Below are 15,524 nucleotides of genomic sequence, written 5' to 3' on the forward strand. Positions count from 1 at the left end.
GGGCCAAACCATCAAGAAACACGGAATGGTTCGGGCATTGGGCGCGATGTCCGGTACGTCGCTGGACGGGGTGGACGCTGCGGTAGTGGAAACCGACGGGCACTCCATCGCTGGATTCGGGAAAAGCGGTTATCGCGCCTATACCGAAGCCGAACGCGAAATTCTGCGGGCGGCTTTGGGGCAATGGCACGGCCCGCAAGTCGATGCGGCAGCTGAGATGGTGACCTTTGCCCATGCCGAGGCGCTGTCCGAGTTCGAAGACGTGGATCTGATCGGCTTTCACGGCCAGACGCTGGCGCATGAACCGCGCGGGCGCGGGACATTGCAGGTGGGCGATGGTCTTGGTCTGGCGCAGGCTTTGGGGCGCCCGGTGGTTTGGGACTTCCGAAGCGATGACGTGGCGATGGGGGGCGAGGGTGCTCCGCTGGCGCCGTTTTTTCACTTTGCTTGCGCCAAGTGGTTTGGTGCGGACCGCCCGTTGTGCTTTCTAAACCTGGGTGGTGTTGGTAATCTGACCTATGTGGACCCAAGCTTTGATGGTCCCGAGGCGCCGGGGGCGCTGCTTGCCTTTGATACGGGGCCGGCGAATGCACCGGTCGATGACCTGATGCAGGCCCGGCTGGGGCAGCCGATGGACCGGGATGGAGCAGTTGCGCGCAATGGCACCGTCGAAATGGGTGCGCTGGAGCTGTTTCTGGCTGAGCCTTTCTTCGCACGCATGCCGCCCAAGTCGCTGGACCGGAATGATTTCTCTGAGATGATCGACCTGGTGAAAGAACTGGGTGACGCTGACGCGGTGGCGACCCTGACCGGGATGTGCGCAGCGGGGGTGGTGCAGGGGATGGAACACTGTCCGCAACCGCCGTCTTGCGTGCTGGTTACAGGCGGCGGTCGGCGCAATCCGGTGTTGATGGAGATGCTGCGCGTGTCCCTCGACTGCCCGGTCGAACCGGTCGAGGCCGTGGGGCTGGACGGTGACATGCTCGAGGCGCAGGCTTTTGCCTATCTGGCCGTGCGCGTGGCGCGGGGATTGCCAACCTCGTGCCCCGGAACAACCGGGGTGAAAGCGCTGGTAGGCGGCGGCATGGTCAGTTCAGTGAGCGTTCAACCGGTGGGTTGAGGCTACATCCAGGTACTGGCTAACGCGTTATCGACACACAGGCTTGCCACTGCGTCGGGCTGTGTCGAAGTGAAAATGCCCTTTGTGATACCGGTCAGCATCAGGACCAAGAACAGTTCCGAACAGGCCACAGGCTCCGCTGTGCAACTCTTGTAACACGGCGCTTTGATCGGTATCGCTCCACCCGTCCTGAACGGTGATCTGCGTTCCGTCCTGCAACACGAAGGTCGAGATATCGATGGCCCGACCCCGCGCATGTTCGGAAATGCGCGCATAGGGCTGGCTGTTCTGCGTCTTGCAGGCATAGTGGCCAACAACGCGCATCCCCTTGAGCCCACCACCCAGATCAGCGAAGACGGGTTTGGCGACGTTTTCGATCCACGTTTTCAGCGTGACAGCTGTCTGACAGTCCATCAGCGAAAACTGGCTGAGCGCAACATCCGAAATTCTGTAAATCCGGACCGGGTTGGCGATGCCGCAACCTTGCGCTTTTCCAGCCAAAGACGTGCGGGTTTCGCCCAAGATGGTCCAGTCACCACAGACCGCGCCGCGGTCGCGCATACGCTGACGACCCACTTCAAACTGGCGGAACTTGCAAGGGCGCAGCGCAGGGCGTTTCGAGATCAGCACCGCAGGTTCGACAGTCGCTGCAGGTTCGATGTGTTCAGTTGCGAATTCCTCCTCCAGATCGGGTAGTGCCAATTCGGATGAAAGGGGGGATTCTGCGCAGGCGGTCTCGGCGTTTGCAAGACCGGTGCTTGCGAACAGAAGCAGAAGGACCAGAAAGATGTGTTTCGCAATCACCCGATGCTCCGATACCTGCGGTTGCGTTTACAGAATGATAAATGTGTAACTTTCTGTAAACTCACCTTTTCAGAGCATCCCCAGACCAGCCTATCCCCGAGGGATATCAAACCCAGGTTCTGCCAGTTGGAACCCATCGAATTGAAATCCGGGAGACACTGTACAGCTGACCAGTGTGTAATCACCGGTGCTGCGCGCGGCCTGCCAATGGCCGGTGGGAACAATCAGTTGCGGTGCGCCCCGAGACAAATCAGGCGACAGCACATGGTCAACCGCCGGGCCCTTGTCTGTTGCGCTCAAGGACAGGATTAATGGCGCGCCCGCGTGGTAGAGCCAGATCTCGGTCGCGTCGACCCGGTGCCAGTGGCTGCTTTCCCCCGCCTGCAGCAAGAAGTAGATACAGGTGCCGGTCGGGCGGCCCTTGTTCTCGGCGCGCCAGGTTTCCGCGTACCAGCCGCCCTCGGGGTGAGGTTGCAGGTTCAGGCGGTCGATGATCTCTTGTGCGGTCATGTGGCCCTCGTGTGTTTGACGCGATTATGCACGGCAAGGTGTGATCCGCTATGGTATTCGTGCGCACGGGGAATATGTTTGCCGCATGACACTGACCATTCCATTCGATAACTCATATGCCCGCCTGCCGGACGCGTTTTTTGCGCGACAGAATCCGGCGCCTGTACGCGCGCCCAAGTTGATCGCGTTCAATGATGATCTGGCACGGCTGTTGGAGGTCCATCCGGGCGACGTGCAAGAGATGGCGGAAGCCTTTGCAGGTAATCGCATCCCCGATGGTGCGGACCCCATCGCGCAGCTTTATTCCGGGCATCAGTTTGGCCAGTACAACCCGCAGCTTGGGGACGGGCGCGCGGTGCTGTTGGGCGAAACTGTCGGAACGGATGGTGTGCGGCGGGATGTTCAGCTGAAAGGTTCGGGTCCGACGCCGTTTTCACGTAGGGGCGACGGCAGGGCGTGGCTGGGTCCGGTTCTGCGCGAATACGTGGTGTCCGAGGCGATGCACGCGCTGGGCATCCCCACAACACGCGCGCTGGCGGCGGTAGAGACCGGTGAAACCGTGTTCCGGGAGGGTCCGATGCCCGGTGCGGTGCTAACCCGGGTTGCAACCAGCCATTTGCGAGTAGGTACCTTTCAGGTCTTTGCCGCGCGGGGGCAGTTGGAAAATCTGCGGCGTCTGACAGAGTATGCCATCGCGCGCCACTATCCCGGCGTCGAAGGGCCAATGGGCCTGCTGCGCGCCGTTCGGGATGCGCAGGCCCGCCTGATCGCTCGGTGGATGAGCGTGGGCTTTATCCATGGGGTCATGAACACCGACAATTGCTCGATCGCGGGTGAGACCATCGATTATGGCCCCTGTGCCTTCATGGACGTTTATCACCCCAATACGGTCTACAGCTCGATAGATCGGATGGGCCGTTATGCCTATTCCAACCAGCCAGATATAGCAGTGTGGAATCTGGCGCAGCTGGCAACTTCACTGATCCAGCAGATGGACAACAAGGACGCCGCTGTTGAGGAGGCGACCGAGATCGTGCACGCCATGCCGGACCTGCTGCAACAGAACTGGTTGACCCGGTTCCGGGCAAAGGTCGGACTGACGACCGCTGAAGAAGGCGATCAGGCGCTGATCACCGATCTGCTAAAACGCATGGCCGAGGGGCAGGCTGATTTCACCAACACCTTCCGTGCGCTGGGCAAAGATACCGCGCGCGATCAGTTTATCGACCCGCAGGCCTTTGACAGCTGGGCAGAGGGCTGGCGTGCACGTTTGGCACGTGAGGCGTCACCGCATGACGTGATGACAGCAGCGAACCCGGCCTTTATTCCGCGCAATCACCGTGTCGAGCAGATGATCCAATCAGCGGTGGCGGGGGATTACCGGCCGTTCCATCGGCTGAACGCCGTCCTCGCGCGGCCTTACGACGATCAGGCAGATGCGGACGATCTGAAACGGCCCCCGACCGATAACGAGGTCGTGCACGCCACGTTCTGTGGTACGTGACGGTCAAACATCTCTGGTAGTCGCTCGGTGCGGTATGGTTTCGCTGGGAGGGGCGAATTGTTTTGTCCGGTCTAAATCGGTGTTGGATGCGCTGAAACTGCGGCACTTCCGTCCTGCCGCTCCCGGATGAATTGAGGGGAAACCCATTTGTTTCCGGCCGCGTCACGTGCCGGGTTTTTAAGCGATATACCATGCCAAGGCGACTTCCCCGGTTGCCGTTGCTGCGAAGTGAAACTGAAGGGTTGCGTCCGGCGGCAGGCGTGTCACTTTGGGTCAAGCCCACTGGTCAAATCTACATGCAGTCATCTTCCACCCTTCGCATTGCCAGCTATAACATTCAGAAATGCCTCGGGCTGGATTTCCGGCGCCAGCCGCAGCGCATTTTGCAGGTCATCGAACATATGCAGGCCGATATCGTTGTGTTGCAGGAGGCCGACAAACGTCTGCCGCCGCGCCCGGCGGCCCTGCCGCATTTCATGTTGGATGAAGCGGGGTGGCAGATCGTCGATCTGGGCGGTGCCGGTAGTCTGGGCTGGCATGGCAACGCGGTGATCTGGCGTGGCGAGGGCCTTTCGGTCCGGCGGACCGGACATCACGAATTGCCCGGGCTTGAACCGCGCGGCGCGGTCCGTGTCGAATTTGATACCCAAATCGGGCCGTTGCGGGTGATGGGTATGCATCTGGGGCTGTTGCCTGCATCGCGACGTCAGCAGATCTCGCATATCAGGCGGTTTGATAAAGAGCTGGAGCAGATGCCGACTGTCTGGGCGGGGGATTTCAACGAATGGTCCCGACAGCCGATTCTGGATCACCTCGCGCCGGAAATGCGTTTCCTGCCCCCCAAGCCAAGTTTTCCCGCGGCGCAGCCGCTGGGCGCGTTGGATCGGATCGCGCTGGGCGCGGGCGTCAGGGCCACTGCGCATGGTGTCCATGACGCGCGCCCTGCACATATCGCATCGGATCATTTGCCGGTCTGGGCTGATTTGGCGCGCGTGGCTTAACTTCAACGGAAAAGAAGAAATCCCTGTGGCGCAAAGTGCGCAGACATACTAAGACAGACACCCGAGCAATTCTGAGGGGCATCATGTCGGAAACGATTATTGGACGTTGTGAGGCCAAGGGTCTGCGCATGACCGGTCAAAGAAGGATCATCGCGCAGGTATTGGAACAAAGCGACGACCATCCGGATGTCGAAGAACTGTACGCGCGTGCTTCTGCCATCGACACAGGCATCTCAATTGCGACGGTGTATCGTACGGTCAAATTGTTCGAAGAGGCCGGAATTCTGGAACGTCTGGAGTTCGGCGATGGGCGGGCCCGATACGAGGATGCCGAGCGTGATCACCACGATCACCTGATCGACATGCACTCGGGCGAGGTTATCGAATTTGTTGACCCCGAGATCGAAGCCCTGCAGGAAAAGATCGCCGCCAAGCTTGGGTACAAGCTGAAAGGGCATCGGCTGGAACTGTACGGCGTACCGCTCAAGCAGAAGTGATCCATCACAAATCGCGAACGGCCCGAACACGTTAATTCATTGAACGTGTCGGGAAATGGCTTGCCAGACGTCGCTGGTTGCGGTTCATGTGCCCGGACACTGCACCCCAAGTACCCTTTTCCTGTGGACGCGCGCATGAATAACGTAAACGGCATCCTTTTGCTGATCGGCTCGATGGCGGCCTTTTCGCTTGAGGATATGTTCATCAAGTTCCTGTCGGGCGCTGTGCCGACCGGTCAGATCATGGTGTGTCTGGGTGTGTTCTGCGGGCTTGTCTTTGCGGTGATGTCGGTGGTCACCCGCAAACGCATTTTCGATCCCGTGGCGTGGAAACTGCTGCCGATGCTGCGCGCAGGGACAGAAGGATTCGGTGCCGTGACCTTTGTCACCGCGCTGTCGCTGATCGATCTGTCCACTGTCGCCGCCGTGTTTCAGGCCATGCCGCTTGCCGTGACCATGGGCGCGGCCCTGTTTCTGGGAGAGCAGGTCGGCTGGCGCCGCTGGAGTGCCATTGGTGTCGGCTTTGTCGGTGTTCTGATGATCATTCGCCCCGGATTGGAAGGGTTTCAGCCGGACTCGCTGTTTGTCGTGCTGACCGTGTTTGCGATTGCGGCGCGTGATCTGATAACCCGCAAGCTGGATGTTCGGGTGGCTTCATCCGTTGTGGCGATGCAGGCGTATATCGCAGTGGCGCTGGCGGGGTTGCTGTTGATGGTTGTTTCAGGAACACCCTTCGTGCCGGTACAAAGCGGCCAGGCAGGTCCGTATCTGGGGGCGATCGGTTTTGGTGTTCTAGGGTATTACGGCATCGTTACGGCCATGCGGGTTGGCGAGGCTTCGGCCATGATGCCATTCCGTTACACGCGTTTGGTGTTTTCGATCCTTGCCGGAATGCTGATGTTCGGGGAACGCCCTGACGCGCTGACAATGGCAGGGGCGAGCCTCATCATCGGATCTGGCCTGTATACCTTTATCCGCGAGCGACGTTTGGCGCGCAATCTGGTTCCGGCGTGAACCTGTTGGCGCAAACAGCAAACTGTTAGCCCTAAAGGTCGGTAGATATGCGTGTTAGCGATAACGGAACCGGTTTACTTTTGGCCGGTTGCTGCTATGACGCGTGCAACCGACTGCAGCCATAGGGACAGACCTCATGAGCACCATTATTGACATCCACGCGCGCGAAATTCTGGACAGCCGGGGCAACCCGACGGTCGAGGTCGACGTGATTCTGGAAGACGGCACCATGGGCCGCGCCGCCGTACCGTCCGGTGCGTCCACCGGTGCACATGAAGCCGTTGAAAAACGCGACGGCCACAAATCCCGCTATATGGGCAAAGGGGTTCTGGAAGCCGTGGCCGCCGTGAATGGTGAGATCGCCGAGGAACTGGTGGGTTTTGACGCGACAGAACAAGTGGCCATCGATCAGGCGATGATCGAACTGGATGGAACCAATAACAAAGGCCGTCTGGGTGCCAACGCCATTCTGGGCGTGTCGCTGGCCACCGCAAAGGCGGCAGCCGATTTCACCACGCAGCCCCTTTATCGCTATGTCGGCGGCACCTCGGCCCGCGTGCTGCCGGTGCCGATGATGAATATCATTAACGGCGGCGAACACGCTGACAACCCGATCGACATTCAGGAATTCATGATCATGCCAACCTCGGCTGCGAATATTCGCGAAGCCGTGCGCATGGGGTCCGAAGTGTTCCACACCCTGAAGAAAGAGCTGTCGGCTGCCGGTCTGGCCACCGGTGTCGGTGACGAGGGCGGTTTTGCCCCGAACATCGCCAGCACCCGCGAGGCGCTGGATTTCATCCTGAAATCCATTGAAAAGGCGGGCTACAAACCGGGCGAAGAAATCCACCTGGCTTTGGATTGCGCGGCGACCGAGTATTACAAGGACGGCAAATACGTTCTGGCGGGCGAGGGGATCACCCTGACGTCCGAGGAAAACGCAGCCTATCTGGCGGCGCTGGTCAATGACTATCCGATCATCTCGATCGAAGACGGCATGTCCGAGGATGATTGGGACGGCTGGAAAGCCCTGACCGACGCCATCGGCGACAAGGTGCAGTTGGTGGGCGACGACCTGTTTGTGACCAATCCGGCGCGCTTGGCCGAAGGGATCAAGCGCGGCTGCGCGAACTCGATGCTGGTCAAGGTGAACCAGATCGGTTCGCTGACCGAAACTCTGCGCGCCGTCGATATGGCGCACCGTGCGCGTTACACAAACGTGATGTCGCACCGTTCGGGCGAGACCGAGGATGCCACCATTGCTGATCTGGCGGTGGCGACCAATTGCGGTCAGATCAAAACTGGCTCGCTGGCGCGGTCGGACCGGTTGGCCAAATACAACCAGTTGATCCGCATCGAGGAATCACTGGGCGAGGTTGCGGAATACGCAGGCGCGTCGATCCTTCGCAAGTAACGCGCGTGGTGCTAGGCTGGCCCCTGGGTTTGATCCGGGAGTCGCATTGTGCTGAACATCATCGAACCGGAAACGCCGGACCAGTTTGAAGCGGTTCGGCGTTTGTGTTGGGATTACAGGGATTTCCTGCTGGCACTGGATGAAAGAACCGCCCAGATCGTTCAGGCCTTCTACCCAAGCGAAAAATACACCCGTGTAATGGACAACATCGACGCGGAACACACGCCGCCGAACGGTGGGATCAAACTGGCATTGCTGCATGGGAAACCGGTTGGCTGTGGCATGTTTCACACGTACGATCCTGGTGTGGCTGAAATCAAACGCGTATTTGTAACTGACGCAGCAAGAGGGACAGGCGCAGGCTGTGCCATCATGCTTTCGCTGATCGAAATGTGTCGAGACCTTGGGTTCGACTATATTCGAATGGACACCGGCAAACCCCTGGAAGCGGCGACTCGGTTATACCTGTCTTTGGGCTTTCACCTGCGCGACGCCTATTACCAAACTCCTGAAATCGCACGCGACCACCTGCTTTTTTTCGAGATGCCGCTATTTGAGAAAGACACACGCGGGCCTGAGAAAAGTTAGAGTTTTCAGGGATATATCCGTCTGTTTTGGAGGTGTTTGACAATAAAAATGTGGCTTATCTATTCTTATGTGTGAACTTGTTACTTATCACGTCCACACCGAATGCCGTAGTTTGTCTTCATTGCAGAAAGGAGACTACGATGTCTGTATCCAAATTCCTTCTGATAATCGCCACAGCGTCCATCACAGTATTGTCCGCCTGCGCGGGTCCGGGAACGTATCCGATAACCGGAGAACAGGTTTCGTCGAATGACCCGGTTCAGGACATGAATCCGGCAAATATCTTCCGCGGCGAGTCGCGCTAAAGTACCTTGCTCATCAGCATATACCTGTCACGTTGTCTGAACCCGGTGCGCAGATAGAGCTTTTGGGCAGATTCATTGTTTCGGTCGACTTCCAGATGAAGAGCCATCAGGCCTGCCCCGGCAAGAGCTTTGGGCAGGTCCAAAAGAACCTCGGTGGCAATGCCGCGGCCCCGAACGGCGGGGCGTATATAGATCTCGTCCACGAAACCGTCCATGCCGCCGAACTCGACTGACCAGCCAAAGGTCAGGATGATATATCCCAACGGCGCGCGTCCGGGCCCGATCAGATAGACACAGCCATGAGGGATGCCATCCAGCATGGGGGCGAGGGCATTGCGTGTCTTGTCGGCGTCCTGTGTCAGCCCGGCCTCGGTATGAAAGGCGGTGACCAGCGTCATAAGGCGATCCAGATCTTCGGGGCGCGCAAGGCGGAGGGCGGCGCTCATAATCTGGCCAGCCTTTCTGTCAGCAAGGTGAAAAAGCCGTCAGCGTCGATTTCCCCCATGAACAACGCATTTGGTGCGCGGTTGGTGACACCCCACCAATCCGCAACGGTCATGCCCAGGGTCAGGTCGGACCCTGTTTCAATCTCGACATTCACGTGGCGACCCGAAAACAGCTCGGGGCGGATCAGATAGGCAGTGACGCAAGGGTCGTGCAGGGGGGCGCCTGCGCTGCCGTATTTCTCTTTGTCGAAGCGTTCAAAGAAATCCGTCATCTCGGCCACGGCATGTCCAACCTTGCTGTCCAATGCGCGGAACGCGTCGTTTCGTGATTTGGTCACCAGCGCTTTGTGTGTGACATCCAATGGCATGACAACGATTGGCCTTTCGGATTTAAAAACGATATCAGCAGCTTCTGGGTCGACATAGATGTTGAATTCAGCGGTGGGGGTGATGTTACCGACTTCGAAATATGCCCCGCCCATCAAGACGATTTCCTGCACGCGGTCGATAATATCGGGGGCTTTGCGAAATGCAGTCGCGATGTTTGTCAGCGGCCCCAGTGGACACAGGGTCACCGTCCCAGATTCTTCAGAGCGCAGGGTGTCGATGATGAAGTCCACAGCGTGACCTTCAGCCAAGGGCATCTGCGGATCCGGCAGGACCGGGCCATCCAGCCCGGTTTTCCCGTGCACGTGTTCCGCGGTGACAAGTGGGCGGTTCAGCGGTTTGTCGCAGCCCGCATAAACCGGCACATCCGTACGTCCGGCCAATTCACAAACGATTCGGGCGTTCTTGGCCGTGAGGGCGAGCGGGACGTTGCCCGCGACGGCCGTAATACCCAGAACCTCGATCTCGTCCGGGCTGGCCAGCGCCAGCAGGATGGCGACGGCGTCATCCTGTCCGGGATCGGTGTCGATGATGATCTTGCGAGGGGGCATGGGCGTCTCCGGGGGTCGTGAAGGTGGGACACTCGCAAGTGTCGGATCGCTTGTCTACCCGTTTCTGGTCGCCGCCAGTGCATCCACCGGCGGGAGTTTGCCATTGGCGCGATGCTCTTCCGTTTTGACCTCGTCCCACAGCGCATCCATCTCGGCCAGATCGCTTTGCGTGGGGGTCTTGCCGCGCTCGGCCAGCCGGGCTTCGACCTTTTCAAAGCGACGGGTGAACTTGGCATTGGTGCGACGCAGGGCGGCTTCGGGTTCGATGCCAAGATGACGGCCCAGATTGACCATCACGAACAGCAGATCGCCGAACTCATCTTCCAGCGCGTCGGCATCCATTTTTTCGCGCGCCTCTTCCAGTTCGGCGGCTTCTTCGGTGATCTTGGCCAGCACATGGCCGGCGTCAGGCCAGTCGAACCCCACCCGAGCGGCTCGTTTTTGCAGCTTATGGGCCCGCAGCAGGGCGGGCAGGTTTGGGGCCACACCGTCCAGCGCACCTTTTTGTTCTTTGCCCGCCCGCTCGGCGGCTTTGATGGCTTCCCAATCTTTGGTTTGCTGGTCGGCCGACTTGTCGCGGGATTCATCGCCAAACACATGCGGATGGCGGCTAACCATCTTGTCGGACATGGTGCGCACCACGTCCTGAAAGGTGAAATGTCCTGCTTCTTCTGCCATTTGGGCGTGAAACACGGATTGAAACAGCAAATCCCCCAGCTCTCCCTTAAGCTCGTCATAGGCTTCGCGTTCGATGGCGTCGGCAACCTCATAGGCCTCTTCGATCGTATAGGGGGCGATGGTCGCGAAATCCTGTTCGATGTCCCACGGGCAGCCAGATTGCGGATCGCGCAGGCGGCGCATGATTTCCAGCAGCCGTTCGATACCTGCATCGCTGTCATGGATCAGAGGATTTTCAGCCATTGCGAACCCTTTCATTCCGGTGTCAGATGCATCCATTCCGCAGTCCCGATCAGGAGTCCACCCCAGATGCCCGTCGTCAACCGAATTGCCGATTTCTCTGCCGACATGACCAGATGGCGCCAGTATCTGCATACCATCCCCGAGTTGGAATTCGAATGCCATGAAACGGCAGCCTTTGTGGCCGAACGTCTGCGTGAGTTCGGGGTCGATGAACTGCATGAGGGGATCGCAAAGACCGGGATGGTCGCGATCATCAACGGGCAGGGTGACGGGCCGACGATTGGCCTGCGCGCCGATATGGATGCGTTGCCAATTACCGAGGAAACAGGCGTTGAATATGCCTCTCAGAACCCCGGAAAGATGCACGCCTGCGGTCATGACGGGCATACTACGATGTTGCTGGGCGCGGCACGTTATTTGGCCGAGACGCGAAATTTCAGCGGTCGCGTGGCGCTGATATTTCAACCCGCCGAGGAAGATGGCGGCGGTGCTGGTGTGATGGTCGAAGAAGGCATCATGGACAGGTTCGACATCTCGCAGGTCTACGCGCTGCACAACGCGCCGGGATTTGCCGAAGGGACATTCTATACAACGCCGGGGCCGATCATGGCGGCTGTCGATACGTTCGAAGTGCATATTCAGGGTGTCGGCGGCCACGGTGCCATGCCGCATGAAACCCGTGATCCGGTTATGGCGGCCTGTGGGATTGCGCAGGCCATTCAGACCATTGTCAGCCGCAACCATTATGCGCTGGATGATCTTGTCGTTTCGGTCACGCAAATCCACACCGGCACGGTCAACAACGTGATCCCGGATACGGCCTATATCAACGGCACCGTTCGAACGTTTGATCCGAACGTCCAGCAGATGGTGATGCGGCGCATGGCCGAGATTGTCGAGGGGCAGGCCAAATCCTATGGGGTCGAGGCGCGATTGGAATACAATGTCGATTACCCAGCCACCATCAATGATGCCGAAAAGGCGGGATTTGCGACCGAGGTGGCGCGTGAAATATCCGGAGACGATCGCGTCACCGGCAATACCGGGCGCGAGATGGGGGCCGAGGATTTCTCGTACATGCTGCAAAAGCGCCCCGGTGCTTATCTGTTCCTTGGGCAGGGCGAAGGCGCAGGGCTGCATCATCCGAAATACAACTTTAACGACGAAATCGCGCCGGTGGGCGCGTCGTTTTTCGCGCGGATCGTGGAAAAAGCGCAGCCGTTGAGCTGATAAAGGTTCGGGAAAGGGACTACAGAAGACATGGCACTGGAAGACGCAAGAAACCAGGTGGATGAGGCATTCACCAATCCGGACCTCAAGGGGTTGTCTTATGAAAATACGTTCGGCGGGGCGACGTCTTTTCTGCGGCGGCTTTACACCAAGAACCTGAAGGGTGTGGACATCGCCGTTACTGGCGTGCCGTTTGATCAGGCAGTTACGAACCGGCCCGGCACGCGCCTTGGCCCGCGGGCGATCCGTGAGGCCAGCGCGCTTCAGTCGCCCGATGCGCCTTATGGCTGGCCCTTTGATGCGCTGAGTGAACTGGCGATCGTGGATTATGGCGATATGGCTTATGATTACGCCAATATCCCGGCCTTTCCTGACACGCTGACCGACCACATCCGAACCATTCTGGCTGCCGATGTGGCGTCGGTCGCGCTGGGTGGCGATCACTATATCAGCTTTCCGATCCTCAAGGCCTATGCCGAGAAATTCGGGCCAATGTCCCTGCTGCAATTCGATGCGCATACCGACACATGGGCCGACGATGACATGTCCCGCGTGGATCACGGGACAATGTTCTACAAGGCTGTAAAGTCGGGCATTGTCGATCCGAAGCGCTCGGTCCAAGTGGGTATTCGCACGACGAACGAGGATACGCTGGGCGTGAACATCATCGATGCGCGCGAGGTTTATGAATCGGGACCTGCTGCCGTGGCGCAAAAGATCAAAGGTATTCTTGGTGACAGCCCCGTTTACCTCAGCTTCGACATCGATGGTCTTGACCCGGCCTTTGCCCCTGGTACGGGCACGCCGGTCTGGGGTGGGTTAAGCTCGATTCAGGCGCAGATCATCCTGCGCGACATTGCCGGGATCAATATCAAGGGCGGGGACGTTGTCGAAGTATCGCCGCCCTTTGATACATCCGGTGCGACAGCGATTGCTGGGGCCCATGTGGCGACGCAGATCATTTGCCTGTTGGGGTGGAACAAGCTGCTAGAAGCAGAAGGGTAAACCCGCAAGGGTTCACGTTAACCAACAGTTAGCCATGCTTAAGGTATGTGCTGGATCAAGTGACAAACAGGGACGGGACCATTACGCACATGACCGAATTCAACCAACCACTTAGCGGGAATGATCTGGCCCGGTTTTCCGGGCCGAACACATTCATGCGCCTGCCGCAGGCCTCCTCGCTTGAGGGGTTGGATGTGGCGGTGCTGGGGGTGCCGATGGATATCGGCACGTCGTGGCGGTCGGGCACGCGCTTTGGCCCCAAGCAGATCCGCGGCGAAAGCGCGATGATCCGACCCTATAATATGGCCACCAGAGCGGCCCCGTTCGACAGCTTGCAGATAGCCGATATTGGGGATCTGGCGATCAACACCTTCTCGCTTGCAGACAGCCTCAGGATCATCAAGGAAAGCTATGACGCCATTTTGGCGAAAGGCGTGATCCCTGTGGCGATGGGGGGCGATCATTCGATCACCCTGCCGATCCTGCGAGCCATCAAGGCCAAACACGGTCCCGTGGCGCTGGTGCATGTGGATGCCCATGCCGATGTGAATGACGAGATGTTCGGTGAACGCGAAACCCACGGCACCGTTTTCCGCCGCGCCTATGAAGAGGGGCTGATTGTTCCCGACAAGACGTTCCAGATCGGCATTCGGGGCTCGGGCTATGCGGCCTCGGATTTTTCTGAAGCCAAGGATTGGGGCTTCCGCCAGTTCCCCGCATGGGAGCTGTGGCAGCAGAACCTGACCCAGATCGGATCGCAGGTTCGCAAGATCATTGGGGACCACCCGGTTTACATCTCGTACGACATCGACAGCCTTGATCCCGCATACGCTCCGGGCACCGGCACGCCGGAAATCGCGGGTCTTTCGACACCGCAAGCGCTGCAACTGATCCATGCCCTGCATGGGGTAAACATAGTGGGATGCGATCTGGTCGAGGTCTCACCCCCTTATGATCCATCGGGCAACACTGCACTGACAGCAGCCAACCTGATCTATGAGATGCTGTGTATCCTGCCGGGTGTGACGTCGCGGTAAGACGCGGTGGAATGTCTTGCCGCCGGTTTTGTTCCGCTTAGGGTTCACAAAAGGGATGGAGCGGGATGAAAAAGATGGCTTTGTGGGCAGTGGTTGCGCTTGTGGTTGGGGCAGGCGCCTATGTCCGGCTGGCACCGTCAGACCCTGCGCGGTGGCACGTCGCTTTGGTTTCGCCCGAAAGCCAGAACTTGCCGGGTGGTGTGTTGCGCGTTGTTGAAACCGGCCCCGACGGGTTGCAGCGTCTTGATGAGATTGCCCAAACCACGCCGCGCACTACGGTATTGGCCGGCTCGGTCAGCGAGGGCATGATCACCTATATCACCCGCACGAAATGGATCGGCTTTCCCGACTACACCACGGCTCAGCAGGACGGAGACACCCTGCGCATTCACGGCCGCTTGCGGTTTGGTCGTAAGGATTTCGGGGTGAACAGGGCGCGAGTCGATGGGTGGTTGGCGGCACTTCAATAGATTGAAACCAAGGGGAAAGTTCCTAGATTGGACGTATGAGTGACTATGAGAAAAAGTTCCATAATGCATTGGCTGAAATTGAGCAGGCCGGTGTTAAGCAGCACATAAGAATTGAGTCTGAGCTTGAACGATTGAAAGCCCTTGGCTTTGAACCAAGACCCTTTCTGTATTGGGCATCGCCATTAACCAATGTTGCTGTGTTTGTCTTGGTGACCTTGATAGTTGCTTCGTTTCAGGCCGGGGTAACTGTCATTCTTGGTGAGAACTTTTGCCTTCCCAATATATTTGGCCCCGCAGTGTTGGCCGCCGTACCACTTACTTTGCTAACAGTCGCACTAAGACTGTTCCAACGCAGGGCATACAATTTGAGCAAGTGGGAAGACTTGTAGCGCTCAGAGAGCGTTGTCACCATCTGGTGGTGTATCCAAATTTGGCCAGTCCGAGTGTAATCCAGACGACAAACACCCTTCCTGAACCTCGCGCCACATGGGAACGTTCAGGGACATCTGGCATTGCGCGGTGAACATGCGTCCGTCGACCTGAAGGCAGATCATCTCACCCAGTTCGATGCGAGACCCGGATGTGTCGGTGCAATAGCAATCCCGCGTCTTGCCGTCAGGGCCGATGTAATCGGCGAGGGCAGGCGTGGTTGTCAGCAGCAGAGCAAGTAAAACCCGTTTCATGGCCGCAAGCTTAGCATGACGTTGCCCTTGACCAAAG

General features: G+C 58.5%; 19 protein-coding genes. 13 read left to right on the forward strand and 6 right to left on the reverse strand.

Going from position 1 to position 15,524, the window contains the following annotated elements; translation table 11 throughout:
* Positions 1 to 25 precede the first annotated feature (25 nt).
* On the forward strand, positions 26 to 1,120 hold the full coding sequence (locus AC2FPW_RS14745; RefSeq protein ID WP_496814348.1) for an anhydro-N-acetylmuramic acid kinase: 1,095 nt from the start codon (positions 26 to 28) through the stop codon (positions 1,118 to 1,120).
* Positions 1,121 to 1,147: 27 nt separating this feature from the next.
* Here AC2FPW_RS14745 and AC2FPW_RS14750 read toward each other — a convergent pair whose 3' ends face one another.
* Entirely contained in the window at positions 1,148 to 1,924 is a 777-nt protein-coding gene (locus AC2FPW_RS14750; protein WP_496814299.1) for an extensin-like domain-containing protein, read from the reverse strand.
* A gap of 90 nt (positions 1,925 to 2,014) precedes the next feature.
* On the reverse strand, positions 2,015 to 2,434 hold the full coding sequence (locus AC2FPW_RS14755; protein ID WP_480485391.1) for a cupin domain-containing protein: 420 nt from the start codon (positions 2,432 to 2,434) through the stop codon (positions 2,015 to 2,017).
* Between the two features lie 85 nt (positions 2,435 to 2,519).
* On the opposite strand from AC2FPW_RS14755, the gene AC2FPW_RS14760 reads away from it, so the two are divergent.
* The 7 genes from AC2FPW_RS14760 to AC2FPW_RS14790 all read left to right on the forward strand — a co-directional run bounded on the left by AC2FPW_RS14760 (position 2,520) and on the right by AC2FPW_RS14790 (position 8,757).
* Positions 2,520 to 3,938 carry a protein adenylyltransferase SelO gene (locus AC2FPW_RS14760; protein ID WP_496814300.1) on the forward strand — a complete coding sequence of 473 codons (1,419 nt, stop codon included), beginning with the start codon at positions 2,520 to 2,522 and terminating at the stop codon, positions 3,936 to 3,938.
* A gap of 296 nt (positions 3,939 to 4,234) precedes the next feature.
* Entirely contained in the window at positions 4,235 to 4,939 is a 705-nt protein-coding gene (locus AC2FPW_RS14765; protein ID WP_496814301.1) for an endonuclease/exonuclease/phosphatase family protein, read from the forward strand.
* 83 nt (positions 4,940 to 5,022) lie between these two features.
* Positions 5,023 to 5,436 (forward strand): Fur family transcriptional regulator, encoded by a 414-nt coding sequence (locus AC2FPW_RS14770; RefSeq protein WP_496814302.1) that lies wholly within the window; start codon positions 5,023 to 5,025, stop codon positions 5,434 to 5,436.
* Between the two features lie 135 nt (positions 5,437 to 5,571).
* Positions 5,572 to 6,450, forward strand: a complete 879-nt coding sequence (locus AC2FPW_RS14775) for a DMT family transporter (RefSeq protein ID WP_267364551.1) — start codon at positions 5,572 to 5,574, stop codon at positions 6,448 to 6,450.
* Between the two features lie 136 nt (positions 6,451 to 6,586).
* Positions 6,587 to 7,864 (forward strand): phosphopyruvate hydratase, encoded by a 1,278-nt coding sequence (gene eno / locus AC2FPW_RS14780; protein WP_496814304.1) that lies wholly within the window; start codon positions 6,587 to 6,589, stop codon positions 7,862 to 7,864.
* Positions 7,865 to 7,912: 48 nt separating this feature from the next.
* Complete coding sequence (locus AC2FPW_RS14785; RefSeq protein WP_496814305.1) at positions 7,913 to 8,452, forward strand: GNAT family N-acetyltransferase; 540 nt, start codon at positions 7,913 to 7,915, stop codon at positions 8,450 to 8,452.
* Between the two features lie 140 nt (positions 8,453 to 8,592).
* Positions 8,593 to 8,757, forward strand: a complete 165-nt coding sequence (locus tag AC2FPW_RS14790) for a hypothetical protein (RefSeq protein ID WP_209596625.1) — start codon at positions 8,593 to 8,595, stop codon at positions 8,755 to 8,757.
* On the opposite strand, the gene AC2FPW_RS14795 is transcribed toward AC2FPW_RS14790, so the two are convergent.
* Genes AC2FPW_RS14795 through mazG form a run of 3 tightly spaced genes read right to left on the reverse strand, consistent with a single transcriptional unit; the run spans position 8,754 to position 11,062 of the window.
* Positions 8,754 to 9,203: a GNAT family N-acetyltransferase gene (locus tag AC2FPW_RS14795; RefSeq protein ID WP_480480566.1), complete on the reverse strand. Its 450-nt coding sequence runs from the start codon at positions 9,201 to 9,203 to the stop codon at positions 8,754 to 8,756. The genes AC2FPW_RS14790 and AC2FPW_RS14795 overlap by 4 nt on opposite strands.
* Positions 9,200 to 10,141, reverse strand: a complete 942-nt coding sequence (locus tag AC2FPW_RS14800) for a nucleoside hydrolase (protein WP_496814306.1) — start codon at positions 10,139 to 10,141, stop codon at positions 9,200 to 9,202. Before AC2FPW_RS14800 ends, AC2FPW_RS14795 begins: the two co-directional genes overlap by 4 nt.
* A 54-nt stretch (positions 10,142 to 10,195) precedes the next feature.
* Complete coding sequence (gene mazG / locus AC2FPW_RS14805; RefSeq protein ID WP_496814349.1) at positions 10,196 to 11,062, reverse strand: nucleoside triphosphate pyrophosphohydrolase; 867 nt, start codon at positions 11,060 to 11,062, stop codon at positions 10,196 to 10,198.
* Positions 11,063 to 11,128: 66 nt separating this feature from the next.
* On the opposite strand from mazG, the gene AC2FPW_RS14810 reads away from it, so the two are divergent.
* From AC2FPW_RS14810 to AC2FPW_RS14830, 5 genes are all read left to right on the forward strand, one after another.
* On the forward strand, positions 11,129 to 12,292 hold the full coding sequence (locus AC2FPW_RS14810; protein WP_496814307.1) for a M20 aminoacylase family protein: 1,164 nt from the start codon (positions 11,129 to 11,131) through the stop codon (positions 12,290 to 12,292).
* 30 nt (positions 12,293 to 12,322) lie between these two features.
* The gene (gene speB, locus AC2FPW_RS14815; RefSeq protein ID WP_496814308.1) at positions 12,323 to 13,297 is read left to right on the forward strand and encodes an agmatinase; all 975 of its coding nucleotides are present in this window, start codon (positions 12,323 to 12,325) and stop codon (positions 13,295 to 13,297) included.
* A gap of 89 nt (positions 13,298 to 13,386) precedes the next feature.
* Entirely contained in the window at positions 13,387 to 14,334 is a 948-nt protein-coding gene (gene speB, locus AC2FPW_RS14820; protein ID WP_496814309.1) for an agmatinase, read from the forward strand.
* 65 nt (positions 14,335 to 14,399) lie between these two features.
* Positions 14,400 to 14,804 carry a DUF1499 domain-containing protein gene (locus tag AC2FPW_RS14825; protein ID WP_496814310.1) on the forward strand — a complete coding sequence of 135 codons (405 nt, stop codon included), beginning with the start codon at positions 14,400 to 14,402 and terminating at the stop codon, positions 14,802 to 14,804.
* A gap of 35 nt (positions 14,805 to 14,839) precedes the next feature.
* Positions 14,840 to 15,193 carry a DUF6404 family protein gene (locus AC2FPW_RS14830; RefSeq protein ID WP_480919679.1) on the forward strand — a complete coding sequence of 118 codons (354 nt, stop codon included), beginning with the start codon at positions 14,840 to 14,842 and terminating at the stop codon, positions 15,191 to 15,193.
* Between the two features lie 3 nt (positions 15,194 to 15,196).
* Here the strand turns inward: AC2FPW_RS14830 and AC2FPW_RS14835 are convergent, their stop codons facing one another.
* On the reverse strand, positions 15,197 to 15,487 hold the full coding sequence (locus AC2FPW_RS14835; protein WP_496814312.1) for a hypothetical protein: 291 nt from the start codon (positions 15,485 to 15,487) through the stop codon (positions 15,197 to 15,199).
* Positions 15,488 to 15,524: the final 37 nt, after the last annotated feature.

The organism is Ruegeria sp. SATB027 (assembly GCF_059613825.1).